Genomic DNA, 25245 nt, shown 5'->3' with positions numbered 1-25245 from the left:
CGCGCCGCCGCGCCGCCTACCGTGAAGCCTTATCCCGCCGCCTTGCTGGAGAGCGCACCATGGCGAACCTCACGCCCCCGTATTTCTTCGATGAGTTCCTGCAAAACGTCAAACGCAAGACCCCCACGCCCCGCGAGCGCGCGCTCGGGTTCTCGGTCAGAGACCTCGATTGGCTGCACACGCTGTACTACGCCACCCACACCGCGCGTATCGACCCCAGCGTGCAGCGTTACCCGATGCACGTCGAACGCTTGTCGGTCAACCGGCCCGACCACGCCCCCGTGCCCCTGGCGGGTGTGTTCATGATGAGCCCGACACCCGATGACCACAAAGCGGTGCTGTTTACCCCCTACGGCGGCCTGGAACTGTTCGACAGCCGGGCCGCGCTGCTCCATAAGGTGGATGAACGCCTGACGCAGCCAAGCCGGCGCGCTGAACTCCTGCAATTTCTGGCGATTGTCGAACGCGACGGCTTGCCCAGCACAGAACCGCTGAAGACAACGGGCGCGGTGATTCCAGGCGCGGTGATGCAAGACCAGGAACAAACCATCCTGGCCGGCCAGCAACACAACGTCTCTGCGATGCTGGAGGAACTGCGCAAGCTCCCCGACCTGCGCGGCATGCTCGACACCCTGCTGGGCATCATGGCCCGCTCGTACTTTCCGGGCCTGGACCAGCGCGACACGCGGGTGAATTTTTTTACCCAGCCCACGCCTGTGGAGGAGAGTCGCTGGGTGGCCTCCGAGTCATTGCGCGATGCGCTGCTGCAGTTTTACGTCAAGCAAGCCTGGCCGGCGAACCAGACTCACACGTATTTCAATGTGGGCCATGACGACAGCGCACACACCGCGCAACAGAGGGCCCAGGACCACCAGCGCTGGGACAGTGTGGTCGAACAGACCAGCGGCATCCTCTCGAAGCTGTTGAACAGCCTGCTGCAAACCTACTGGAATGAAGATTTCAACCGCGGTCAGTCGCGCCTGCGTTTTTTTGCGCGGGTCATGAGCGACAAGTTTCGCGCCGATCTGCTGTTCAAGCAGCAGGGCCTAGTCCTGTCCAGCCAGGAAAGCCTGGATCTGCGTGCGCTGTTCCTTCCCGACCAGGCGGCGCGTAGCGCCTATGCCAGCCATCTGAGGATAGAAAAGGTCCGGGTGCATGCCCCGTTCCAACACTATGTGGAGCTGGCCAGCACGCTGATGATCAGCGATAGCCAGGCCTACCTCTACACCCAATCGCGGGGGTTGCAGGTACTCAAAAACCTGAGCGACCTCAAAGATGCCTTGTTGCAGATGCTCAGAACGGCGGGCCACGAGGACGAACTGCTGCACTTTCTGTCGGTGGATGAACGCAGTGCGTTCGTGGGCATGGAACATATCCAAGTGACCGGCAAGCCCATCGCGGGCGATGTGTTCCAGGCAATGATCGAGGACATTGTCACCAAGCAGTCCGACAATCTGGACTATGCCTTGGGGCTCTATCGGCGCAGCAACGGCGTGATCGACCTGGCCGCGCTGCTCGACACTGCACTGGACGTGCGCAGCATGCTCGACACGCGGCTGCTGGAGCAGGAGGCCGATGGGCGCTGGACCCTTCACCCCATCACCAGCGGCAATGGCCGCCCTACTACCGTGCAATCGGAGAAGGCCAAGGTGCACCTGGAACGTTTGCAGGCGGTGGACGCGGCCATGGCGCTGGAACGTAACCGGCAGCCGACCTTGCGCAGCCTGGTCGCCCATGCACTGGACACCGAGTTGGCCAAGCGTCTGCTCGATCTCAAGGCCGAGCACGTCTATCTCAACACCTATGTCACCCCCGCTGCAGAGCGTGAAGAGCGGGCGCCCCATACGTCATTGAGCATGGTCGAGTACTTTATCGCGCGTCTGGCCGGGCAAGCCGATCGGCTCACCGAGTCGGCCCTGACCTGGTTCTACACAGAACAGAGCGCCGGCGTGGCCTACCAGTTGCACAACCTGACCATCGACAGTTTCAACGCCGTCATCGAACAGGTGCTCAGCACGTTCGCGCAACGGGACCTGCGTACCCTGCCCCACTTGCTGCTGGAGAATAACCGGGCGCACCTGAGCCAGGGCATGTTGCAGGGGCTGCGCGGCGAAACCGAATTGAGGCGCCTGGACCATAGCCTGCCGCCCCCTGCCCTGGCGTTACTCGATAGCGCCCTCAATGCCGACGGCATGAGCCGGCTGACCCGCCATGGCCTGAATGGGTTTATTCCGGATGCGTTCAGCCTGAGCCTGTTCCTGGGCACCGCTACCGAGCCTCAGCCCCTGGCCAATGCCTTTGTGCTGACCGAGCGCGGTGGCATCGACCCCATCCACTCGGGCACCGCCCTGCTGTGGACCCCACGGGGTGGCTATGAGGCGTTTGCGTCGATCCAGGCCCTGCGCGACAAGCTCGAACAGCGCTTGCAAAACCCCGTGCAGCGTCTGCCCCTGCTGGAGAACCTGCCGGTGTCGCGGCGCATCCCTCACCAGGCCTGTCGCCTGGGGCCCTTGCAGCGAATCGACGAACACCTGCTGCACAACCGTCAGCAGAGCTACAGCGACTTCACCCGCGACGAAATCGACCAGGTGCTGGCGATGGGGCTCAGCGCCACGCGCTTCCAGGACTGCATGGACCGGCTGATCAGGCGTCAAACTCCGTCCAATCTGCCCAGGTCGATCACCCTGGCGCGCGCCCTGATCCACCAACAAGCGCTGCCAGTCTGGCTGGGCATGGCGCGGCCCCACGAACAGATCCTGCAGGCCGAGCTGCTTGAGCAATATCGCGTCAGTGCGCCTGACGAACGGGACTATCTGCACAGCATCGTGCCGATGCGCGAACACATCTTCAGTACCCTCTCAACCCTGCTCGGCGCGCGGTTCCCAGGCCAGGTGTACAACCCGGATCACGTGCTGATTCCCGGACGTATCGACCTCGAAGGCCACACCCAGACCCTGACGGACTTCGCGTTGCGGCACCTGCCCGATCTGCGCGCCGAGACGATCCGCCCGCGCTCGCGCACCAGCGTCCCACTGCCGGAGACACTCGACGGCGCGGCCATCGTGCAATTGGTGCGACAACTGGATTTGAAAACGCTGTACCGCCAAGTGTTGAGCGGCCTGCTCCAGGGGCAGAGCGACGACGCGCGTGAGCGGCGCCGCCTATTCTGCCGGCAGCTGCCGTGGCAATTGTTGCAGTACGCCCATGAACAAACCCTCACTGAACGGCTGTCCGCCACGGCCTGGGGCTTTATCCGGCAAGTCTTCGACATGCCCGACGCAGTGGCCCGCGCGGCGGTGCATGGGGTCACGGCGATGATCCGCCCGCTGGAGCTGATCGCCACCGCCGGCGCCAGTCAGGCCAAGGCATTGGGCTGTTACCTGATCGGCCCCAAGCCCGGCGCGTCCGGGCCGTTGGTGCTGTATGCACCGTACAGCCCTAAACATTTGTTGAAAGAGTTCCCCAGCGAGGCGGCGCTCCTGCACGAATTCACCAGCCCCGGGGCGCTACAGGAATGGGTGATCGGGCAGTTGCAAGCGCCCCATCAAGCCACTTACCGCAATCTGCTGAGTGAGCGCTGGCGCCCGGATCTCTCGGACATCCGCCTGGGTGACTCGCCCATCGCCGGCAATCTGCTCAACCGACTGTTCGACGACAATACCCAGCTGCTGCTGCAGATGCTGGCCGGCCAGTTTTGCGCGTCAGGCAAGACCCATTGGGACGCGGTGACCAGCCTGTTGAGCAAGGGCATTCCCAAGAGCCTGCAATTTATGGCGGGCAAACTGACCTACCCGCTGACGGTGTGGCGCAGCTACCAACTGTTCAAAACATCGGCCGAAGACTTACAGGAGCACCGTTGGCAGCACTCGCTCAAAACCTTTGTCGCGGGCGTGGCCGAGCTTGCCTCTTTACGCAAAGCGCTGGACCAGTGGCTGCCGCCAACTCCACCCAGCGAACAGCCGCTGCCCTTTGACGACTGGCTAGATGCCCCTGCCCCCGTGGCCGCCAGCCTGGACGAGCTGGACCTGACCGCACCTGGGCGAACCGCCCTGCAAGCCTTCGAAAATCACCAGGTTGCCCTGAGCGACCTGGAGCGCAGCGCGCCACCCTTCGTGTACACCGACAACGACACGCGCGCACATTTCGTGCCATTGGCGGGAAAGGTGTATTCGGTGAGAAAAGCCGGGGAACGCTGGCGCCTGAGCCGCGACGAGCAGCACGGCCCTTATGTGCGAGCCAACGCCCAGGGCGAATGGACCCTGGACCTGGACCGCCATCATCCGCGCTACGGCAAAACCCTGAGCCGCTACGCGGGCAAAATGCAAACCTGGGCGGCGGAGCGCGACGCTATCAATATCGAGGCGGTGGGCATACGCGAAATTGCCGCCCTGTCGAGCTGGAAGGCCCAGTGCATCGACGAAGCGCTCAACGTCGCGACCTATTACGCGGTGACGTGCAAACGCAACCTGCTGCACTTTGCACCGCTGCGCGAACCCGGCAGCCGGCTGGGACGGTTCTTCAGTGAGTTGTTCGGCGTGGTTACGCTGACCGGCGAGCAGGTGCAACGAATTGAGCGACGCGTCGACGAAGTGCTCGATGAGCTGATCAACCATACCCTGGTCGGCCCGGACTCCCAGCGCTTTGTCTGCGGCACCCATCGCTACAGCCCGCAAAACACTTTCGCTTTTGTGCTACCCGAGGACCGGGAACAGAAAATCTACCTGGTGGACCGCTTTTTCGATCCGCCGCTGGACATCTATCAGAATCGCCTCACGACACCCTTCAACATCTCTGCCCATGCCCGCGCCACCACGTTGATTCACGAGATCACCCACCTCAAGTCCTTGACCGAAGACCTGGCGTACCTCGACAGCATGCGGCCGTTCCACGACCTGATTAACCTCAACGTCAGTGGCGCCAGGCGAATGCACACGGATCTGGCCGACTTGCGCGATACCGCGCTCTCCACACTCACCCCGGCCACCATGCTGTTCAGAACGTGGGACGAGTTCACCCAGCAATGGGAAGACTTTGGAGCCAGTCGTGGGACTTCGCCGCAAAAGGACAAGGTGTTGAGTACTACCGGGACGCGAACCCTGGACGATGCGCGGACGGTGTTTATGAGTGACGCCAACAAGCGAATCGATACGATTTTGGCCAACGCCGATTCGGTGACTTACCTGATCAGCCAGCTCGGCAGGGAATTGGATGCGGGAGCCTGAACCGGCTCCCGGCGCGAGACGTCAGTCTTTCTGGTCACGCAGGATATTGCCCGAGGCGCCGTCGATGCGCGCTTCATACACGGTGCCGTCAGACTTGCGCCCTTTGACTTCCCAGTAGCCGTTATCGTCGGCTTCGGCGGCATAGACTTCAACGTAGCCGGCCTTGGTCTTGGCCACTTCGATGGCCTTTTCGATAGTGATCCAGCCTGCGCCCGGCTTATCGGCCAGGGCGGCACCGGCACTGAGCAGCGCGGAGGTTGCACACAGGGCGACTAAGGTTTTCTTCAACATAACGGAACTCCATAGTGGGAATAACGGACGCGTGTCCTGAAATTTTTAGGTACTGGCAAATAAGAATAAGTTCCAATTGATGTGCAATCGCCATGATGGCTGTTCTCCCCATCGGCCCGCGGAGGTTAGAATGTGGGAAATCAGGATGCGTAAATGACCGAAAAGTCTGTTTCAGAAGCCGAATACGACACCATCACCGATGCCGCAGCGCACTGGTGCATGCGCATGCATGCAGGTGATTGCACACCGGCTGAACGTCAGGCTTTTCAACAATGGCATGACGCCCATCCCCTGCATGCCTTTGAATACGCCGCGATGCTGGAAATCTGGGACGTCGCCGATCACTTGCCGCGCACCGCGCCCACCGCACCGGTATTGGCGTTCAAATCGCGCAGCCGCGTACGTCGTTATGCCGTGGCGGCGGCGCTATGCCTGGCGGCCCTGCCGCTGGCGGCGTTCACCGGGTGGCAGGCCGGGTGGCTGCCCAATTCCTATGAACGTTTCGAGGCGACCCAGGGCTTGCGTCAGGTGACCTTGAGCGATGGCAGCCAGGTAGAGCTGAACCTGGGCACCGAACTGGTCTATAGCAACTACAAGGATCAGCGCCGGGTCACGCTGAAGAAAGGCGAGGCGTTTTTCAATGTCAGCCACGACAGCGCCCATCCGTTTGTGGTGCGCGCCGGTGAAGGCCAGGTGCGCGTGACAGGCACCCAATTCAATGTATGGAAATATGGCGATCAGGTCCGCGTGATGCTGCTCGAAGGCTCGGTGCAGATCGCCAGCGATGCCACGCATGGTAGCGTGCCCCTGACTCCGGGCATGCAGGCCAGCTACCAAGCGGGCGATGCCACTCCGCGCGTGAGGCCGTTCAGCCCGAATGACAGCGCACTGGCCTGGCGCCAGGGCAAGCTGATCCTCGATAACCTGGCCTTGGTCGACGCGTTACCGCTGATCAACCGCTACTTGAGCAAACCGGTGATGCTGGCCGACGCCAGCACCGGGGCGATTCGAATAGGCGGCATCTACAACCTCACCGAGGTCAACAACCTCATCCCCTCGCTGCCCAAGGTACTGCCGGTCTATCTGACGCAGAACCAGGACGGCAACCCCGTTCTCAATTCCATCCCGCGTAAAAACCCTAAAGGCTGAGCCCGGCCGATTCGTGCGGGCCTGTTCGCGCCCGCAGTGTCCATTTTTGAAACACCTGCCTGCCCTGAAGCCCGTGTACAGCGTGGGTTCATGCTTTTGTCATGTGCGGTGTTACGCCGCTGATACACAGGGGTGAATCGTTTGTGGCACAGCGGGCTGCACGCGCTTGAAGGGCAGGTGTTTCAGCACTGAGACACCGGCAACGTCGACGCGCCTCTAGTTATTCACAAACCATTGAATATCAAGACAATTCAAAAAGCGGCACGGCATCTGCTCTATTCCTCATAGCACTGTTTAGGGTCAGTGCTGAGAATAAGGACATGCCGCCGTGAACACACTCACACAACACTCGATGAAGGTACTGCTGACCAGCTGTGTACTCAGCCTCGGCATCAGTGCACCAGCCTTTGCCGGTGATGGTGTGATCGTGACGGGCCGCAACGTACAGGCACACATGTACGGTCGCGCCGCTTTCGGTAAAGACCCCTACCCCACCACCGCCAATGCCAATCCCACCCAAGAGGTTCTTGGCGCCACCGGCGAGCTCAGTGACCTGGCTATCAGCGGTGTCAGCAGCGGTTCAAGTTTCGCCCGCGCCAGCCAGATCGATAGCACGTTGACCGGCGTGCATGCCACGCAGAACAGCATGTCTACCCTCGGCACCGGCGCCACCGCCGGGCATGGCAGCGGCAGCAGCATGGGCGGACAGATCAGTGACTCGATCCAACGCGGCATGGCCCCTCTGAATAACCTCGGCAACATGATGGGGGGCAAATAATGAACCGTACCTTGCTCTTGCTCGCCCTGCTGGGCAGTGCCTCGGCCATGGCCGACAACAACGCTGTGATCAACAACAGCGGCAAAGACTACCGCGGTAACTTTTCGATCAACCAAGCGGCGGGCAATCAGCAGCAACAGGCCAATAACCGTGCCGTCACGCTCGGCGGCCAGGCCACCACCGTGAATATCCAACGGCTCGACGGTCAGGTCGATCCGTCTCTGAACGCCAAGGCTGCGATTCAGGGCGCTTCTTTTACCAATGGCAACGGCATGTTGGGCGTCAACCAGGCGGCCGGGGCCAACAACCAAACCGTCAACGCCGTGCGGATCAGCGTCAACCCTGGCCCGCAAAGCATCGACGACAGCGTCTTGTTGCAACAGAACACGACGCAATTAACCGACTCAGGGCTCACCCCCACCACTGGCAGCCGCCTGGTCGTTACCAGCGACCAGGCCTTCACAGGCAGCCGAGGAGTGATTCAGGTGAACCAGAGTGCCGGGGTGGGGAACCGAATGGCTAACACCCTGGGCATCACTATCAAGTAACGACTTGGTAGTACTCGCAAGACCGTACCAACACTTAACCAACTAATAGAAGCAAGGAGAAACACCATGAAACCTCAAATGGCTCTGAAACCTCTGGTTTTCGCTCTCGCCGCGCTCATGGCTGCTGCTGCTCAAGCAGGTGGCTGGCACCCTGCGCCTCAACCTACCGGCACTATTGCCGCTGTGGTCACTGACGTTCAAAACAGCGCCGGCAACAAGTTTGACGATACCAAGACCGAAAATAACGCCTCTGCCGATAATTCGGTCAACAGCAACAGCGGTAACGCGGGTGTCAACGCGCAAGCTGGCAGCGGTAACCAGGCTGACAACTCTGCCGCTATCTCCAGCGCCAAAAGCGATGCGGCCACTGTATTCGGTCTGGTCGACGTGAATCAGAACAGCGTGCTGAACACCTACGTCAACAAAGGCACCCAGAACAACGCGTCTCTGGATAACTCCATCAACGGTAACTCCGGCAACGTGGGTTACAACGGTCAGGCCGGCCAAGGCAACCAGGGTAAAAACAACCTGGCGATCGTCACTGCCGACGGCAAAAACATCGCAGCTGCCGCCAATACCGAGCAAAACTCCCTCGGTAACAGCTACCTCAACGCTGCGGCCACCAGCCACGGTTATGGCTATGGCGGCAAGCCTCAGTATGTGTCCAACAACGCCAGCCTGGACAACTCGGTTAACCGCAACTCCGGCAACATGGGCGTGAACCTGCAATCCGGCTCCGGCAACCAGGGCAGCAACAGCCTGGCAATCGGTCAAGGTTGCACCGTCTGCGCCAGCGGCGTGCGCTTCTGATCCAACGGGGCCTTGGCAACAAGGCCCTTTCCTATTCCAGTGTCCATCCGGACTTCGATCATGCGCCTCGCGACCCTCACCCTGCTGATGCTCCTCACCGGCCCGACCTGGGCAGGCACCATGGCGATCTCCGCCATGCCTGGCGGTGCAGTGATCTACAAGAAGGTCGAGAGTATCCGCGAGCGCCGGTTCGCCAACCTGGTGGAACAGAAAACCGATTTCAGCTGCGGCGCGGCCGCCCTCGCCACCATCCTGCGTCAGGGCTATTGGCTGGACGTCGACGAAGACCATGTGATCAAAGGCATGCTGATCAACGCCGATCAGGACCTGGTGCGCACCCAGGGCTTTTCCATGCTGGACATGAAGCGCTACCTGGAAAGCATCGGCATGCGGGCGCGGGGCTACAAGATCTCGCCGGAATCCCTGCTGACCGTGAAGATCCCGGTTGTGGTGCTGCTGGAAATCCGTGGTTACAAGCACTTCGTGGTGATGCAGCGTGCCGACAAAGACTGGGTCTACATCGGCGACCCGGTGCTGGGCCATAAGCGCTACACCCGCGACGACTTCGTCAAAGGCTGGAATGGCATCGTATTCGCCGTACTGGGTGAAGGTTACGACAAGACCAACGCCTTGCTCGCGCCCCCTACCCCCCTGACCGCCAAGAACCAGTTGAATGAGTTCAGGCCCGTGGGCGACGCCGAATTGATGGATTTCGGTTTTATCCAGAGCGACTTCTTTTAATAAGAAGCGCCATAAGGGACCAGGATGCTCCAGGAGCAGAAGATGAACACTTCCCGTTGGCTGACAGTTGTGTGGCTGGCAGCCGCAATGCCCGCTTATGCGTCATCGGGTTTCAAACCGATCGAATTGAAAGACTCGGAAATGGCCGACCTGCGCGGTCGTTATGTAATGCCGGGGCGCATCATCAGCTTCGGTATCGTGATGAGCAGCACCTGGACCAATGCCATGGGCGACAGCATCACCGGCAAGGCCAGCATGCAGGTCGATAAAACCACGATCACCCCGCAATTTTATGTGCAGACCACCGGCTCGGCGGGCAGCGGCACCGGCCAGAGCACCGGTACCGGCAATGTCGTCGGCGGCGCCGGTCTGGGCAGCGGCCAGGGTGTGACGCAAAGCGTGCGCGCAGCCGGCGATGGCAACACCGCGAACAACAATGTCGGGATCACCGTGAGTCAGGACGGCCTGGCGCCGGCCAATCTCGCGCAATCGGGGCAAGTGCTGGTGGCAGGCGGCACCGTGACCGGTGACAGCGCGGCCGGCAAAGTGAGCGTGTCGGCCAATAACGGTGGACTGCAAATGGCGATCCAGGCCAACCATAACCAAGGCAACAGCCTGCAGCAGATTGGCGGTGGCACGGTGCTGCAAGGCACTGTCTTGACCGGCAATACCAACTTCGTCAACAACATCACTCAACTTAACGTCGTGATGGGCAATAACGGGCTGAACAACCCGGCGTTGAATTGCAACCTGGACCAACTCAAAGGCCTACGTACGCTCGGTTATTGAACTACGCTGACCCTCGACACTTACGCATTAAAAAAGGACGGCTTATTTCATGCATCGATCGTTATCGCTTCGTGCGGTGGTCTGTTTAAGTACGCTCTTGCCCGCATCCGTGTTGTATGCCGCGCCAGATGCCGATATCGAAACACTCAAGCAAGAACTCCTGGAACTCAAGCAACGTTACGAAGTGCAGCAAAAGGCCCTGGCGGTGCTGGAACAGCGAGTGCGTCAGGTCGAAGACCAACCGGCGACGCCGGCGCCCAAACGCCTGGCCAAATCCCCCGCCGACTTCCAGAAAGGCGGCACCACCGTGGCCGGCACTGGCGCCGCTGCGGCCTCCGGTGGCGCGGGCGGCGGCAGTTCCTATGGGCAGTCCCTCAAGGACGACTCGGCGCCTGCGCAAAGTGTCAGCAACCTTTATAACGAAGCTAGTGGCTTCTTCGGCAATGGCAAGTTCAGCTTCGAAACCGGCGTGACCTACGCTCGCTACGACGCGCGCCAACTGACCCTCAATGGGTTCCTGGCCCTGGACTCGATTTTCCTCGGCAATATCAACCTCGACCGCATCAAGTCGGACAACTGGACCCTGGACCTGACCGGCCGCTACAACCTCGACAACCGCTGGCAGTTCGACGTTAACGTGCCGGTGGTGTACCGCGAATCGACGTACCAATCGGCCGGTGCAGGCAACAACGGCACGGCAACATCGGAAGCATCGGTGACCCGCGACCCGACCATCGGCGACGTCAACTTCGGTGTGGCCTACAAGTTCCTCGACGAGACCCCCACCCTGCCGGATGCGGTGGTGTCGGTACGGGTCAAGGCGCCGACGGGCAAGGAACCGTTCGGCATCAAGCTCATCAACCAACCCGGCAACGACAACTTGTTCGTACCTGAAAGCCTGCCCACCGGCAACGGGGTCTGGTCGATCACGCCGGGCATCTCCCTGGTCAAGACCTTCGATCCGGCCGTGCTGTTTGGCTCGTTGTCCTACACCCACAACTTCGAAGATTCGTTCGACGACATCAGCAGCGACGTCAACCAGAAGGTCGGCGGCAAGGTCAGCCTGGGTGACAGCTTCCAGGTCGGCATGGGCGTAGCGTTCGCGCTGAATGAGAAAATGAGCATGTCGTTTTCGGTGTCTGACCTGGTCCAGCGTAAAAGTCGCCTCAAACCCAATGGCGGGGACTGGCAATCGGTGGTCTCCAGCGATGCCAACGCCGGCTACTTCAACGTGGGCATGACCATTGCCGCCTCGGATAACCTGACGATCGTGCCGAACCTGGCGATCGGTATGACCGACGATGCGCCGGACTTCACCTTCAGCCTGAAATTCCCGTACTACTTCTAACCAGACGCACAAGGAAAAGCCCCGCAACGATAAGGGTCGTTGCGGGGCTTTTCGGTTTACCCGCCCTAGCGGATCTGGTGTTTGTGCAGCAACCGATAGAACGTAGGCCGGGACACGCCGAGCACACGGGCAGCGACACTCAAGTTGTCGCTATGACGGTTGAGCACATCGCACAGCGCCTGACGTTCGGCGCGGTGCTTGTAGTCTTCGAGTGTAGCCAAGGGTGGCGCGATTGCCTGCTCGCTCTGCAATCCCAGATCAACGGCTTCGATCTGCCGCCCTTCGGCGAGCACCAGGCCACGGCGCACCCGGTTGGCCAACTCACGCACATTGCCGGGCCACGGATGCTGCGCCATAGCCGCCAGGGCATCTTCGCTGAAACTGCGCGGGCGGCGTCCGGTTTCCTGGCTGTAGAAACGCGCAAAGTGGTTGGCCAGCATCGCCACGTCACCATGGCGCTCGCGCAACGGCGCGGTGACCACCTGCAGCACATTGAGGCGGTAGTACAAATCCTCGCGGAAGGCGCCCTTGGCCACCGCCGCTTCAAGATTGACGTGGGTCGCCGCCAGCACACGTACATCCACCGGGATCGGCTGGCTGCCGCCGACGCGCTCGATGTGCTTCTCCTGCAAAAACCGCAGCAGGTTGGCCTGCAGCTCCATCGGCAGGTCGCCGATTTCATCGAGAAACAGCGTGCCGCCGTTTGCCGCTTCGATACGCCCGATCTTGCGCTGGTGCGCGCCGGTAAACGCACCTTTCTCATGGCCGAACAGTTCGGACTGGATCAGGTGTTCAGGGATGGCACCGCAGTTGATCGCCACGAAAGGCTTGGCATGGCGCTGGGACTGACGATGCAGGGTTTTGGCCACTAGCTCCTTGCCAGTGCCGCTGTCACCGCGAATCAAGACGGGGGACTCCGTGGGCGCCAGCTTGGATAAGAGTTTGCGCAGTTCACGAATGGGCCGGCTATCGCCCAGCAGTTCATGCCCCTCATCCACCGGTGTGTGGCCTTTACCGCGCAAGCGCGCCATGCCGAATGCGCGTCCCAGAGTGACCTGCACCCGCGAGACGTCGAACGGCAACGTATGGAAGTCGAAAAACCACTCGCAAACGAAGTCGCCGACATTCTGCAAGCGCAGTACATCCTGGCTGAGCACGGCAATCCATTCAGTGCCGCTGCGGCCGATCAGCTCCTTGACCGCTTCGGGCCTCTTCAGGTGTTCGGGCTGCAAGCGCAGCAGGCCGACATCGCAGGAGCGATCCCCCACGTCCTCCAGCGCACAGCTGTCCACTTCCCACCCCGCCGTACGCAGCCCGGGCAACAGTCCATGGCAGTCATCGCACGGATCGACCACAAGCAAACGGCGTTGGACGAGAGGCACACCCATGACTGATCCTTGGCGTCAAAAATCGTTAAAGTTATTTAGAAACAACCAGTTGTAACGACTGGTGCTAACCCTAGCAAGATATTGACGCGCGCCTTGTACCGTTTCGCTATAAGTCGGGGCAAAAAGCCATCTTCTTGCTTCAGCGATTAAAAAGTTGCCGACTGGGGAAACTTTCAATCAGCTTTCAAAACAGGCGCTTACATGACCTCAATCACGGAAAGTTGAAATTTGTTGCTCTAACATGTGACCCGCACCCCGCCATCGCGCATCAGTACAAGTAACCCGCCGCCTGGCTCGCCCAACCGACGGCACTCATTTGATTGGGCATTTAGAGAGAGACCCCAATGAACGCCCCGCTCCGCATCAACGAAGCTCTTTTGATCGCAGACCGTGCCTTCCAGCCCTTTCAGTGCGTGGCCTGGCACGATGGCAATGGCGCCCTCAGCCTCAGCGTCGTCGACCGCACCAACAACCGCATCGGCCGCAAGCAACTCTCGTCGAGTGCCTACACCGATCCCGCGCAATTGGAAAACCTGCTGTTGCAGGCGCGTGCCGAACTGGATAAAAGCGGCTATCAGTTGCAATCCTGGGCAATGCCTAAGTAAATAAATCGACGGCACAACTTTCGATCCATACAAAGCGTGATCGTAAGTTGTGCCGTTGAACTAGCGTATTGAGTGTGACGGCAGAATAAACCGCTCGAAAGCTTCTGCGGCACCGTCGTCAATATTAGTGCCCGTCACTACATTGGCGCGACGTTTGACGGTTTCTTCCGCCTGGCCCATGGCAATCGCCAGCCCGGCCACCTCAAACATCGCCGGGTCATTGCCGCCATCACCGATGGCCGCAGTGTGCTCAAGCGCCACGCCCAGATGCTCGGCCAACGTTTTTAACGCCTCGCCTTTATTGGCCAGCATGGCCGTCACATCCAGATAAACCGGCTGCGACCGCGAAACCTGCGCCAGCCCCTCGACCTTGGGGTGCAAACGCGCCTCCAGTTCAACCAGCAGTTGCGTGTTAAGGCTGGCAGCGACAATCTTGTCGACCCGATCCAGATAGGGCTCAAAACTCTCCACCACCTGCGGCCCATAACCCAGCCCAGCGGTTTCCCGCGGTTCCATCGGGCCGGGCGAACCACGGCGCAGCCAATCGCCATCGGCAAACATCCAGACTTCCACCTCCGACTCGGCCGAAAACAGCGCCAAGGCGATCAGCGCGGCTTCAGCAGGCAGGTGATGAGCCATCAAAACCCTGCCGTCCGGATGGATCAACGTACCGCCATTGAAGCCCGCCACCGGAACATCGATACCGAACGTTTCAATCAGGTGCAACATGGCCTTGGGCGGTCGCCCGCTGGCCAGGCTGAACAGCACACCGGCGTCACGCAAGGCACGAACCGCATCGGCCGTGCGTTGGCTGAGGCTGTGGTCGGGATGCAGCAACGTGCCATCCACGTCGCTGAGGATAAAACGGATGGGTTGGATCGCGGCATCACTCATCCGAGTGTGTGCCAGGTACGACCATCCCGGGCCAGCAGCGTGTCAGCCGCCGCCGGACCATCTTCACCTGCCTTGTAAGTCTGTATGCCATCATCTTCCTTCCACGCATCGAGGAATGGCTGCACCGCGCGCCAGCCGTTCTCAATGTTGTCGGCGCGCTGAAACAAGGTCTGGTCGCCGGTCATGCAGTCGTAGATCAGGGTTTCGTACCCCGTCGACGGTTGCATCTGGAAAAAGTCCTTGTAGGCGAAACCCAATTGGATATTGGCCATATCCAGGGTCGGCCCAGGCTTTTTCGCCAACAGGTCGAACCACATGCCTTCATTCGGCTGGATCTGGATTTTCAGGTAGGTAGGCTTGAGTTCATCCACGTCGGTATCGCGGAACTGCGCATAGGGGGCCGGCTTGAAGCAGATCACGATTTCGGTATCGCGCACACTCATGCGCTTGCCGGTGCGCAGGTAGAACGGCACGCCGACCCAGCGCCAGTTGTCGATCATCACCTTGAGCGCCACGAAGGTCTCGGTGCTGCTGTCCGGCGCGACGTTGGCCTCTTCGCGGTAACCCGGCAATACCTTGCCGCCGATCTCGCCAGCGGTGTACTGGCCACGTACCGAGTTGGCCCGTGCATCTTCCAGGGACCAGGGGCGCACCGCGCCAATCACCTTGGCCTTTTCCCCGCGCACCGCGTCGGCGCCGAACGCCGCTGGCGGCTCCATGGCGACCATGGCCAACAGCTGGAACAGGTGGTTGGGCACCATATCCCGCAACGTGCCAGTTTTTTCGAAGAAGTTACCCCGCGTCTCCACGCCGACGGTTTCGGCGGCGGTGATTTGCACGTGATCGATGTAGTGATTGTTCCAGAACGCTTCGAACAGCACGTTGGAGAAACGGCTGATCAGGATGTTCTGTACCGTTTCTTTGCCCAGGTAATGGTCGATGCGGTAGATCTGCTTCTCGCTCATCACCTTGAGCAGGCACGCGTTCAACGCTTCGGCGGTGGCCAGATCGGAACCGAACGGTTTTTCGATGACCACGCGACGGAAACCGTGGTCAGTTTCCGTCAACAAGCCGGCGCTGCCCAACCGCTGCACCACCTCGCTGAAAAAACGCGGCGCGGTGGCCAAATAGAACACCGCATTGCCGGTGCCGCTCTCGGCGATTTTCTTGCCGATGTCGGTGTAGGTGCTGTCGTCGAGGAAGTCGCCCTCGACGTAGCTGATGCCTTTGGCCAACTGAGCCCACAACTGCGGGTCCAGCGCGTTCTCGGCATTGCCTTTGACCTTGCTCGCGGCTTCGGTGCGAATGAAATCTTCGAGTTTCTTGGCGAAGTCGGCATCGCTGATAGCGTTGTGATCCACCCCGACGATGCGCAAGCCGTCGCCCAGCAACCCGTCGCGACTGAGGTTGTACAGCGCCGGCATCAGCAGGCGCTTGACCAAGTCGCCATGGGCGCCAAACAGGAACAAAGTGGTAGGTGGAGCGGGTTCGGCCTTCAGTTTTTTGCCGTTAGCCGTCATTTTTTGGAAGTCTCCACGTGACCACCGAAGCCGAAGCGCATCGCCGACAGCATCTTGTCACCGTAAGTGCTCTGCTGGCGCGAGCGGAAACGGGCGAACAACGAGGTGGACAGCACCGGCACCGGCACGGCTTGTTCCATGGCCGCTTCGATAGTCCAGCGGCCTTCGCCACTGTCGGCCACGGAGCCGGAATAGCCGTCGAGTTTCGGGTCGGTGGCCAGGGCATCGGCGGTCAAGTCCAGCAACCACGACGACACCACGCTGCCACGGCGCCACACTTCGGCGATATCGGCCACATTCAGGTCGAAACGCTGATCTTCGGGCAAGTTCTCCGAGTTCTTGGTTTTGAGAATGTCGAAACCCTCGGCGAACGCCTGCATCATGCCGTATTCGATGCCGTTATGGATCATCTTGACGAAGTGCCCGGAACCGGCCGGCCCAGCGTGGATATAACCGTGTTCGGCGCGCGGGTCGGCGGCGGCGGAACGGTCCTTGGTGCGCGGAATGGTGCCCAGGCCTGGCGCCAGGCTGGCGAAAATCGGGTCCAGACGCTGCACGGTTTCGGTATCGCCGCCAATCATCATGCAATAGCCGCGTTCCAGGCCCCAGACACCGCCGGAAGTGCCGACGTCGACATAGTGCAGACCTTTTTCCGCCAGGGCCTTGGCGCGGCGTACGTCATCCTTGTAGTTGGTGTTGCCGCCATCGATGATCACGTCGCCGCTGTCCAGCAGTTCACTGAGTTCTTGAATGGTGTTCTCGGTGGGGTCGCCCGCCGGCAACATGACCCACACGGCGCGAGGCTGCTGCAGCCCGGCGACCAGGGCTTTGAGATCGGCAACGCCAGTGGCGCCCTCTTCGCTCAAGCCTTTGACAAATGCTTCGTTACGGTCGTAAACAACGGTGGTATGCCCATTGAGCATCAGGCGCCGTGCAATATTCCCGCCCATGCGGCCTAGTCCGATAATCCCCAGTTGCATGTGCTGATGCTCCTAACTACTAAAAAATGTGTGACATAGTTTATAGCGCAATGAGGCTAATGAGGGTTAGTCCAGAGCGGATCCGTGTAGTTTCATGCCAAAAAAGATGCCATCGTTTCACCATCATCGCGGCAAAAGTCACACGACCACCAAAAATAAAAAAGTTCCATTGCTGTGAAAAAGAATTCAGAATTGCTTCCGACTGATGCCGAGAACCTCGACTCAAGCGTTCTGGCACACCGCGACACACCGGCTATTTGCGAGGCAAGCAATGAGCACAGCACAGATGACCCGCCCTCCCCAGACTCTCTACGTCAATATCCGTCGCGATGAGTTGCGTCAGTTGAAAGACGAGCGCGAACAATTGCAGCAGGAAGTCATGCGCCTGCGCTCGTACATCATCCAGGCTCAACTGGATCAGCCGGCCGGCGCGCAACCTGCACTCTGCTGAGCCCTGTCACCGCTTTGTAAGATAACCCCTACAAAAATCTCACAAAGTTTTCACACGCCCATCCCGATACTCCCGCCCCCAAAGGCCGCCCCTTAAAACCAGGGTGGCCGGTGTTGCGTGCAGCCCTGCGCGTCAACTGGAAAACTCTTGGGTTGGAGCGCCGGATGGCAATGTTCAAACGCAGCACTAAGTCTGCGAAAGGCTTTGATTGGGCTGGCCTTGGCTGGCTGTTCCTGTTTTTCTGGTATTTCTCGGGTATTACCCAACTGCTGATCCAACTAAGCGGCACCTCGGGTTTCAGCGGGTTTCGCCAAGCCTTTTTCATGAGCGCCCTGTGGCTCGCGCCGATGCTGGTCTTTCCACGCCAGACCCGTGTACTCGCCGCCGTGATCGGCGTGGTGCTGTGGGTCTGTTCCATGGCCAGCCTGGGATATTTCTTCGTTTATCAGCAGGAATTTTCCCAGAGCGTCATCTTTATCATGTTCGAGTCGAACATCTCCGAAGCCGGTGAATACCTCACCCAGTACTTCGCCTGGTGGATCGTACTGGCGTTCATTGCCCACACTGCCTTAGCCATCTTCCTATGGACCCGCGTGCGCCCGGTCTACCTGCCGCGCGGCCAGGCGTTACTGGCGGCAACCGCGATCCTGGTGGCCATTGTCGGCTACCCGCTGGTCAAGCAGATTGCCCGTAGCGAGACCTTGGCCGACGGCATCGACCGCTTCGAAACCCGCATCGAGCCGGCCGTACCTTGGCAGATGATCGTGGCCTACCGCCGTTACACCGAACAACTGGACAACATGCAGGGCATGCTGCACAGCGCCAGCCAGATCCCGCCGCTGACCAACCTCAAGGACGCCGCCGCCGGCCAGCCGTCGACACTGGTGCTCGTCATCGGCGAATCGACCAACCGCCAGCGCATGAGCCTGTACGGCTATCCACGCGCAACCACACCAGAGCTGGACAAGCTGCGCGACCAATTGGCCGTGTTCGACAATGTCATCACCCCACGCCCCTACACCATCGAGGCGTTGCAGCAGGTCCTGACCTTCGCCGACGAAGAAAACCCCGACCTGTACCTCAAGACGCCATCCATCGTCAGCATGATGAAACAGGCCGGCTACAAGACTTACTGGATCACCAACCAGCAGACCATGACCAAGCGCAACACCATGCTCACGACCTTTTCCGAACAGGCCGACGAGCAGGTGTACCTGAACAACAACCGCAACCAGAACGCCCGTCAGTACGACGGCGATGTATTGGCACCGTTTTCCAAGGCCCTGGCCGATCCGGCCGAGCGCAAGTTCATCGTGGTGCACCTGCTGGGCACGCACATGAGCTACCAGTACCGTTACCCGCCCAGCTTCGACAAGTTCACCGACCGTGAAGGTGTGCCTGCGAGCATCAGCGACGATCAGTTGCCGACCTACAACAGCTACGACAATGCGGTGCTGTACAACGACTTCGTGGTGTCGAGCCTGATCAAGGACTACGCCAAGACCGACCCCAACGGCTTCCTGCTGTACCTGTCGGACCATGGCGAAGACGTATTCGACTCCGCCGGCCACAGCACTTTGGGCCGCAATGAAGGCAAGCCGACGGCGCCGATGTACACCATTCCGTTCATGGCCTACGCCTCGCCGAAATGGCGCGAAAGCCACAGCTGGAATTTTGCCGGTGACCTGCAGCGGCCCTACAGCAGCTCACAGTTGATTCACACCTGGGCCGATCTGGCCGGGTTGAGCTCCACTGAGCTGGACCGCAGCAAAAGCCTGGTGAGTGACAGCTTCAAACCGCGCCCGCTGCTGATCGGCGACCCCTATCAGCGCCAGCAAAAGCCGCTGATCGACTTCAGCCTGATCAAGCCGAAGAAAGCCGCCACCACCGAAGTGGTGCTACAGGAAACACCGGCCTTGTAACAGAAAGATAACAATCATTCTCGTTTAAGCCTAAAGTTGCCCTGCTCCTTTCGTCTTTGAGCCATGGCCTTTTCATACCGAAAAGGCCGCAAAGACGACAAGGAGTCTTCCGCGATGATCGCGCCCTTCACCCGTTCCATGTCCTTTTCGCTCAGCGTGTTTGGCCTGTTGCTGAGTCCTGACTTGCTGGCTGAAACCGATAGCGACCCAACACCGCTGGAGTTGCAAGCCACCAGCATCACCGCGGATGGCCTCGGCGCCACCACCGAGCACACCGGGTCCTACACCACCGGTTCGATGAACACCGCCACGCGCCTGAACCTGTCCGTCAAGGACACTCCGCAGTCGATCTCGGTAATCACCCGCCAGCAGATGGACGACTTCAACCTCAATACCTTGACCGACGTGCTGCGCCAGACCACCGGCATCAACGTGCAGCACAACGACTCCGACCGCGTGGCCTATTCTTCCCGTGGCTATGGCATCAGCAATTTCCAGATCGACGGAATGCTCAATACGTTCGGCTATATGAAATCCGACGCCGACACCATCATCTACGACCGTATCGAAGTGGTACGCGGTGCAACGGGCTTGACCACCGGTGCGGGCGATCCTTCGGCCACCGTGAACATGGTGCGCAAGCGCCCAACCGCCCAATGGCAGGCAAAAACCGGTCTCAGCGGTGCCAGCCATGACAATTACTACAGCTACCTGGACGTCGGCGGTCCGCTGGCGTACGACGGTCGCCTACGCGGGCGCACGGTGCTGGCTTACCGCGACAGCCAGTCGTTCCGAGATAACTATGCGCTGCAGCGCTCGGTCGGCTACGGCATTCTTGAAGGTGACCTGTCAGACGATACCGTGCTGGCCGTGGGGTTCGATTACCAGGACAAGCAGGTTCAAGGCACCTCCTGGGGCACCGTACCATACTGGAACAGCCGGGGCGAAAAGGCCAGGCTGCCGCGCTCGACCAATATGGCGGCGCACTGGAGCTCCTGGCCGCTGACCGACAAAACCACTTTCGCGACCCTGGATCATCGCCTGGCAGGCGACTGGCACCTGAAAGCCGCCTATACCCATCGGCAAAGCGACACGGACGGCAAGGTGTACTACGGCGGCGCGGGCTTCCCCAACGACGACCGCAGCGGCATGAGCGCCTGGGCCAGCCATATGCGCGGCACTTCGAGAATGGAAGCCGTTGACCTGAATCTGGCCGGCAGTTATGCGCTGCTGGGGCGCGAACATGCACTGATGATGGGCTACGGCGAAGCGGCCCAACGCGACGTGTCGCCGTTTATGCGCAGCCGCCTGGATGACAGCTACTACACCATTGAAGACTGGAAATACATGGGCGGCATCCCCAAGTTCACCGACACGGTCACCGACCTCAAGGGCGAACACAGCAGCAAAAAGCAAAAGGCCGGTTACCTGGCCACCCGCCTGAGCCTGACCGAGCGCCTGCACGCCGTACTGGGCAGTCGCTACGGCAGTTGGGAGTTGGAAAGCGCGGCCCCGAGCTACGATGCCAACAACCAACTGACCGCCAACGACAAGACCCGCCAGACCCACAACGATATGTGGACGCCCTACGCCGGGCTGCTCTATGACTTGACGCCGGAGTACACCGTCTACGCGAGCTACACCGATATCTTCAAACCGCAAAGCCTGCGGGATGCCAACAAGAAATACCTGGAGCCGGTGGTGGGCAGCAACTATGAAGTCGGCCTCAAGGGCAGCGTGCTCAATGAGCGCGTGAACCTGGCCGCCGCGTACTTCTGGAGTACCCAGGATAACGTCGCGGAACGCGACTACTCGGTGGCGCCGAACCCGGCCACCGGCGAGGAGTACTATAAGTCCGGCGGCAAAGGCAACAAGGTCAACGGCTTCGAGCTGGAGGTTGCCGGCGAGATCATGCCGGACTGGAACCTCACGGCGGGTTACACCTACACCCACTCGGTGAACGGCGCGGGCACACGCAACAACACCGGCCAGCCCCTGAACCTGCTGAAGGTGTCCAGCGCCTATCGCCTGCCAGGCGCATGGCGCAAGCTTACCGTGGGCGGCGCGGTGAATTGGCAGAGCGAGATTTACGATTTCGGTAATCGGCCCACGGGGGAACGGAATGCCGACGGCGAGCTGATCACTACCCGCGACAAGATCACGCAGCAGGCTTACACCGTGGTCAACCTGATGTCGCGCTACCAAGTCGACGAGCATCTATCGGCATCGTTGAACATCAACAATCTATTCGATCAGAAGTACTACGAACGCGTCGGTTTCTATAACGGCGTGTACTGGGGCGACCCCCGCGCGGTTACCTTGGCCCTAGACTGGAAGCTTTAATCTCGACACCTGAAGTTAATAAAAAAAGTTAACTTCGGGTGTGCCTCAGGTTAATTCCCACTTAATGACACGCCCCCATAGTTGCCCCATCCATTCGATCAGGGAGCGAGCGAATACCGATCACACTTAATGGGAACACCACCATGAAACTTTCCACCCTAATCCTCGCCAGCCTGATGACGTTGACCTCCGCCGCAGCCTTTGCCGAGGGCGGTTCAGAGCGCTCGAAGGAGTTCTACAACAACTTCGCCTTTATTCAGGAGCAGACTCACGGCCCTCTGCAACAGCAAACCGCAGCTGCTGACGGTAGAGACTTGAAGAACACGCCTGTCGAACAATCTGGCATTGAACAGCAACCCAAGGGTTAATTTAATCGGGTGTTAATCCGCAGCTCCCTTTGTCATTTCGCTCCTTTGGCAATGGTTAACTTGGCGCCATTCAATGGCGCCTTTTTTATTACAGCGGTTTATTCCAAAAAAGCATGCGGCCATGGGCCGGATCAAACACCGCATCATCAAAGCCGAACTTGCGATAAGCCGCCTGCGCCACGGCATTGCCTTCAAGTACTTCCAGGGTGATCTTGCAGCAGCCACGCTGGCGGGCGATTTCCTCGACCTTCTGCAGCATTTTCTGACTCAACCCCAACCCGCGAAAACGCTCCATCACCGCCACATCATGCACATTGACCAACGGTCGACAGGCAAACGTGGAGAACCCTTCAAAACAGTTGATCAACCCTGCGGGCTCGCCGCCGACAAATGCCAGCACGCTGAATGCATGGGGCCGCTTGGCCAGTTCCGCCGGCAGTTGCTCCAGCAAGTCAGCGGGCAGGCCATGGCCGCCACCCATGGGGTCTTCAGCGTAATGGTTGAGTAACGTGGCGATCGCCTCGGCATGCACGGGATTGGTGTAGCTGGCTTGCAGCACCAGGATGTCAGGGGTGTCCATTTCCGTCCTCGATAGCAACAACAAGGGAATCAGCTCCCTTTGAGAGGCACGATTGTACGCACGGCATCAGCCGCAGATGAAGGAGATTAACTACAAATCCCCGCATGAAAGCGCGAAGGTTTTACCCATCAAAAGCGTCTGCCGGACGGTTTCGGGGGCTTTTCCTACGGGGTCGCGCCGAAACGCTGTAGCTGCATTTCCCGCAAGCGGCTCAAGGTTCGACGGAACGGAAATTCCAGGTAGCCCTCGGTGTAAAGGCGCTCCAACGGGACGCGGGCTTCGATGAACAGCGGCACCTTGCGGTCGTAGCATTCATCCACCAGGGCGATAAAACGCCGCACGCTGTCATCGTGCACCGACAACGCCGGCAGTTCGCGATCACCGGCCAGCACGCGCTGGGCACCATCTTCGGTGCCACGGGCAATCCGGCCAGGCCGCTTGCGGGCGCTCAACTCAGGGACTTCGCCGAGCAGGATGGCGCTGTAGCGATCGCACAGCAGCATAAAGTCCATCGCCGCCAAGGGTTGTTCACACAGATCGGCGTAACGGCACCACAGCACAAGGTCGCTGGCGCGCACCGCGAGGATGCGGCGATGCCCGACGTCAATCGGCCCACTGACCACCGGCTGCCCTTCGGCCAGACGCCCAAATACCTCGGCCAACGCCTCCGGCTGGTTGACCCAGTAACGCTGCAGGCCGACGCCAGGGTGCAGACGGTGATCCTCTTCACCGTCCACCGCCACCACCTGCATATGCCGCTTGAGTGCGGCGATGCCCGGCAGGAAGCGCTCGCGGTTGAAACCCTCGGCATACAACTGATCGGGCGGCTGGTTGGAGGTGCAGACCATCACCACACCCGCCTCGAACATGACCTGGAACAAACGGCCCAGGATGATCGCATCGCCGATATCGTTGACGAACAATTCATCGAAGCACAGCACTCGCACCTCACGACTCAGCTCATGCGCCAGAGCCTGCAATGGGTCGGGTGTGCCACTCAATTGGAACAGACGCTGATGCACCCAGCCCATAAAGTGATGAAAATGCTGGCGCCGCGCGGGGACACCCAGGCTTTGATAGAACTGGTCCATCAGCCAGGTTTTGCCGCGCCCCACCGGGCCCCATAAGTAAACCCCGTTGATCGGCGCGCAGCCCTGATGCAGGGCCTGATGGCAGGCTTGCAGGGCCTCGACCGCGCGGCGCTGGGCGGCGTCGGTCACAAAGCCCTGCTGGGTGATGGCGTGTTGGTAGGCCGCTAGAGGCGAGTCGAAAGTCATGCCCGCCAGTATGACCTACACGGAAATATCCAGGCGTGAAATCTTTCCCTGCTCATTCAAGCGAAAGGTGTAGCGCAACTCCAGCGGGCTGCCCGGAAAATTACCGGTTACCACGTTGCTGACCAGCACCTTACCCGTGCGATGCTGCACCTTAAGCACTTCGACCCGCGGCTGGTAGCGCTGGGCCGTGTCCTCCATCCAGCGCGCAATGGCGGCGGTGCCGACCTGATGCTGGCCTTCATCGAACACGTTGGCGTCTTCGGCAAAACATTGGGCCACCACCGAGATGTCGCGGCTATTGGTCGCTTCGATATAGGTGGCGATGGCCGGGGCCAGTTCGTTAAGGGGCATGGCACAACTCCTGTCGGTTGATTTTGTAAGGCCATGCTAAGCCAGCGTTGTGTCAGTTTTTGTCAGGAGTGAAACGGCCGCTGTCATCCTGTTCCATCAGCTTGCGCCAGGCCCGCAACCAGTCACTGCGGCGGCCCGGATAGCGTTCTCCACGGGCCTCGGCGCTGGCCACGCGGTCGGTGCGAAAAGTGCGATAGGCGCCGCGTAACTCGCACCAGGCGACGACCACCCGCACCTCATTCAGAAAGCCCAGGGCCAGCGGCCAGATCAGGCGCTGGCTTTGGGTTTGACTGGCGTCCGCGTAATCGATGTGCAGCTTGCTCTGCTGGCTGATCGCCTCGCGAAACACATTGAGCGGCACGCGGTTTTCCGGATAGCCGAACCCCGGCGGACCCGGCAACAGGGTCGGGTTGCGCAAGGCTTCTTGAGCGGCAGGGTCCAGCACATCGGCGATTTTCGCCAAGGCGTTGGCGGCGGCACGACTGAGCACGTCATCGCCACGCTGATCCACATAGCGCAAACCCAGCACGATCGCCTCGGTTTCCTCGGCGTTGAGCATCAAGGGCGGCAAGAACAGGCCGCTGCGCAACACGTACCCTACCCCGGCCTCGCCGAAAATCGGCGCGCCCAGCGCGGTCAACTCAGCGATGTCGCGGTACAGCGTGCGCTCGGACACCTCCAGCTGCGCCGCCAGCGCGGCCGCCGTGACCGGGCGCTTGCGCCCACGCAGGGCCTGCAGCAAGGTCAGTAAACGAGTGGTGCGGGACACGTTGATGGCTCAGGGGGAAAAGATGCCGCAGTTTAGCACCTGCTACTGACAGAACTTGTCAGTAGCAAATGCCTGCGGTTTGCTGAGGTGTTGCGGTGTTTTGATAGGGCTGCTTCGCAGC

General features: G+C 60.2%; 22 protein-coding genes. 13 read left to right on the top strand and 9 right to left on the bottom strand.

The window, feature by feature from the left end:
• Positions 1-59: 59 nt before the first annotated feature.
• Positions 60-5222 carry a dermonecrotic toxin domain-containing protein gene (locus ACFZPT_RS16425; protein ID WP_099313240.1) on the top strand — a complete coding sequence of 1721 codons (5163 nt, stop codon included), beginning with the start codon at positions 60-62 and terminating at the stop codon, positions 5220-5222.
• A 21-nt stretch (positions 5223-5243) separates the two neighbouring features.
• Here the strand turns inward: ACFZPT_RS16425 and ACFZPT_RS16420 are convergent, their stop codons facing one another.
• Positions 5244-5513: a PepSY domain-containing protein gene (locus tag ACFZPT_RS16420; RefSeq protein ID WP_034097081.1), complete on the bottom strand. Its 270-nt coding sequence runs from the start codon at positions 5511-5513 to the stop codon at positions 5244-5246.
• Positions 5514-5666: 153 nt separating this feature from the next.
• Between ACFZPT_RS16420 and ACFZPT_RS16415 the strand changes: the two genes are divergently transcribed.
• The 7 genes from ACFZPT_RS16415 to ACFZPT_RS16385 all read left to right on the top strand — a co-directional run bounded on the left by ACFZPT_RS16415 (position 5667) and on the right by ACFZPT_RS16385 (position 11676).
• Positions 5667-6662, top strand: a complete 996-nt coding sequence (locus ACFZPT_RS16415) for a FecR family protein (RefSeq protein ID WP_034113208.1) — start codon at positions 5667-5669, stop codon at positions 6660-6662.
• Between the two features lie 328 nt (positions 6663-6990).
• Positions 6991-7440 (top strand): hypothetical protein, encoded by a 450-nt coding sequence (locus tag ACFZPT_RS16410; protein ID WP_034097078.1) that lies wholly within the window; start codon positions 6991-6993, stop codon positions 7438-7440.
• Positions 7440-7988, top strand: a complete 549-nt coding sequence (locus ACFZPT_RS16405) for a hypothetical protein (RefSeq protein WP_034097077.1) — start codon at positions 7440-7442, stop codon at positions 7986-7988. Before ACFZPT_RS16410 ends, ACFZPT_RS16405 begins: the two co-directional genes overlap by 1 nt.
• Before the next feature lie 66 nt (positions 7989-8054).
• Positions 8055-8798, top strand: a complete 744-nt coding sequence (locus ACFZPT_RS16400; RefSeq protein ID WP_034113206.1) for a hypothetical protein — start codon at positions 8055-8057, stop codon at positions 8796-8798.
• A 60-nt stretch (positions 8799-8858) separates the two neighbouring features.
• Positions 8859-9539 (top strand): C39 family peptidase, encoded by a 681-nt coding sequence (locus ACFZPT_RS16395; protein WP_034097074.1) that lies wholly within the window; start codon positions 8859-8861, stop codon positions 9537-9539.
• 42 nt (positions 9540-9581) lie between these two features.
• Positions 9582-10328, top strand: a complete 747-nt coding sequence (locus ACFZPT_RS16390) for a hypothetical protein (protein ID WP_034113204.1) — start codon at positions 9582-9584, stop codon at positions 10326-10328.
• Positions 10329-10377: 49 nt separating this feature from the next.
• Complete coding sequence (locus tag ACFZPT_RS16385; protein WP_034097072.1) at positions 10378-11676, top strand: hypothetical protein; 1299 nt, start codon at positions 10378-10380, stop codon at positions 11674-11676.
• 65 nt (positions 11677-11741) lie between these two features.
• On the opposite strand, the gene ACFZPT_RS16380 is transcribed toward ACFZPT_RS16385, so the two are convergent.
• Positions 11742-13064, bottom strand: a complete 1323-nt coding sequence (locus ACFZPT_RS16380) for a sigma-54 dependent transcriptional regulator (protein WP_034097071.1) — start codon at positions 13062-13064, stop codon at positions 11742-11744.
• 344 nt (positions 13065-13408) lie between these two features.
• On the opposite strand from ACFZPT_RS16380, the gene ACFZPT_RS16375 reads away from it, so the two are divergent.
• Positions 13409-13669 (top strand): hypothetical protein, encoded by a 261-nt coding sequence (locus tag ACFZPT_RS16375; protein ID WP_034097070.1) that lies wholly within the window; start codon positions 13409-13411, stop codon positions 13667-13669.
• 60 nt (positions 13670-13729) lie between these two features.
• Here ACFZPT_RS16375 and ACFZPT_RS16370 read toward each other — a convergent pair whose 3' ends face one another.
• Genes ACFZPT_RS16370 through gnd form a run of 3 tightly spaced genes read right to left on the bottom strand, consistent with a single transcriptional unit; the run spans position 13730 to position 17063 of the window.
• Positions 13730-14563, bottom strand: a complete 834-nt coding sequence (locus ACFZPT_RS16370; RefSeq protein ID WP_034097069.1) for a Cof-type HAD-IIB family hydrolase — start codon at positions 14561-14563, stop codon at positions 13730-13732.
• Complete coding sequence (zwf, locus tag ACFZPT_RS16365; RefSeq protein WP_034113201.1) at positions 14560-16083, bottom strand: glucose-6-phosphate dehydrogenase; 1524 nt, start codon at positions 16081-16083, stop codon at positions 14560-14562. The genes ACFZPT_RS16370 and zwf overlap by 4 nt, the downstream gene beginning before the upstream one ends.
• Positions 16080-17063, bottom strand: a complete 984-nt coding sequence (gene gnd / locus ACFZPT_RS16360; RefSeq protein WP_034097067.1) for a phosphogluconate dehydrogenase (NAD(+)-dependent, decarboxylating) — start codon at positions 17061-17063, stop codon at positions 16080-16082. The genes zwf and gnd overlap by 4 nt, the downstream gene beginning before the upstream one ends.
• A 271-nt stretch (positions 17064-17334) precedes the next feature.
• Between gnd and ACFZPT_RS16355 the strand changes: the two genes are divergently transcribed.
• From ACFZPT_RS16355 to ACFZPT_RS16340, 4 genes are all read left to right on the top strand, one after another.
• Positions 17335-17514 carry a DUF6026 family protein gene (locus tag ACFZPT_RS16355; protein ID WP_256203854.1) on the top strand — a complete coding sequence of 60 codons (180 nt, stop codon included), beginning with the start codon at positions 17335-17337 and terminating at the stop codon, positions 17512-17514.
• Between the two features lie 164 nt (positions 17515-17678).
• On the top strand, positions 17679-19436 hold the full coding sequence (locus tag ACFZPT_RS16350; protein ID WP_034113199.1) for a phosphoethanolamine transferase CptA: 1758 nt from the start codon (positions 17679-17681) through the stop codon (positions 19434-19436).
• A gap of 114 nt (positions 19437-19550) precedes the next feature.
• A complete protein-coding gene (locus ACFZPT_RS16345; protein WP_034113196.1) occupies positions 19551-21779 on the top strand; it encodes a TonB-dependent siderophore receptor in 2229 nt (742 codons plus the stop codon).
• A 143-nt stretch (positions 21780-21922) separates the two neighbouring features.
• Positions 21923-22147 (top strand): hypothetical protein, encoded by a 225-nt coding sequence (locus tag ACFZPT_RS16340; RefSeq protein ID WP_034097064.1) that lies wholly within the window; start codon positions 21923-21925, stop codon positions 22145-22147.
• Between the two features lie 88 nt (positions 22148-22235).
• Here the strand turns inward: ACFZPT_RS16340 and ACFZPT_RS16335 are convergent, their stop codons facing one another.
• From ACFZPT_RS16335 to ACFZPT_RS16320, 4 genes are all read right to left on the bottom strand, one after another.
• Positions 22236-22727, bottom strand: a complete 492-nt coding sequence (locus ACFZPT_RS16335; protein ID WP_034097063.1) for a GNAT family N-acetyltransferase — start codon at positions 22725-22727, stop codon at positions 22236-22238.
• Positions 22728-22891: 164 nt separating this feature from the next.
• Positions 22892-24004: a cell division protein ZapE gene (gene zapE, locus ACFZPT_RS16330; protein WP_034113192.1), complete on the bottom strand. Its 1113-nt coding sequence runs from the start codon at positions 24002-24004 to the stop codon at positions 22892-22894.
• Positions 24005-24019: 15 nt separating this feature from the next.
• Positions 24020-24355 (bottom strand): nuclear transport factor 2 family protein, encoded by a 336-nt coding sequence (locus ACFZPT_RS16325; RefSeq protein WP_034097061.1) that lies wholly within the window; start codon positions 24353-24355, stop codon positions 24020-24022.
• Positions 24356-24407: 52 nt separating this feature from the next.
• The gene (locus tag ACFZPT_RS16320) at positions 24408-25124 is read right to left on the bottom strand and encodes a YafY family protein (protein WP_034097060.1); all 717 of its coding nucleotides are present in this window, start codon (positions 25122-25124) and stop codon (positions 24408-24410) included.
• Positions 25125-25245: the final 121 nt, after the last annotated feature.

Source organism: Pseudomonas sp. MD330_10 (assembly GCF_042610415.1).
GTDB classification, from domain to species: Bacteria; Pseudomonadota; Gammaproteobacteria; order Pseudomonadales; family Pseudomonadaceae; genus Aquipseudomonas; species Aquipseudomonas rhodesiae.
Note: the sequence above shows the minus strand (reverse complement) of the source record. Positions and strands in the feature narration are given on the sequence as shown.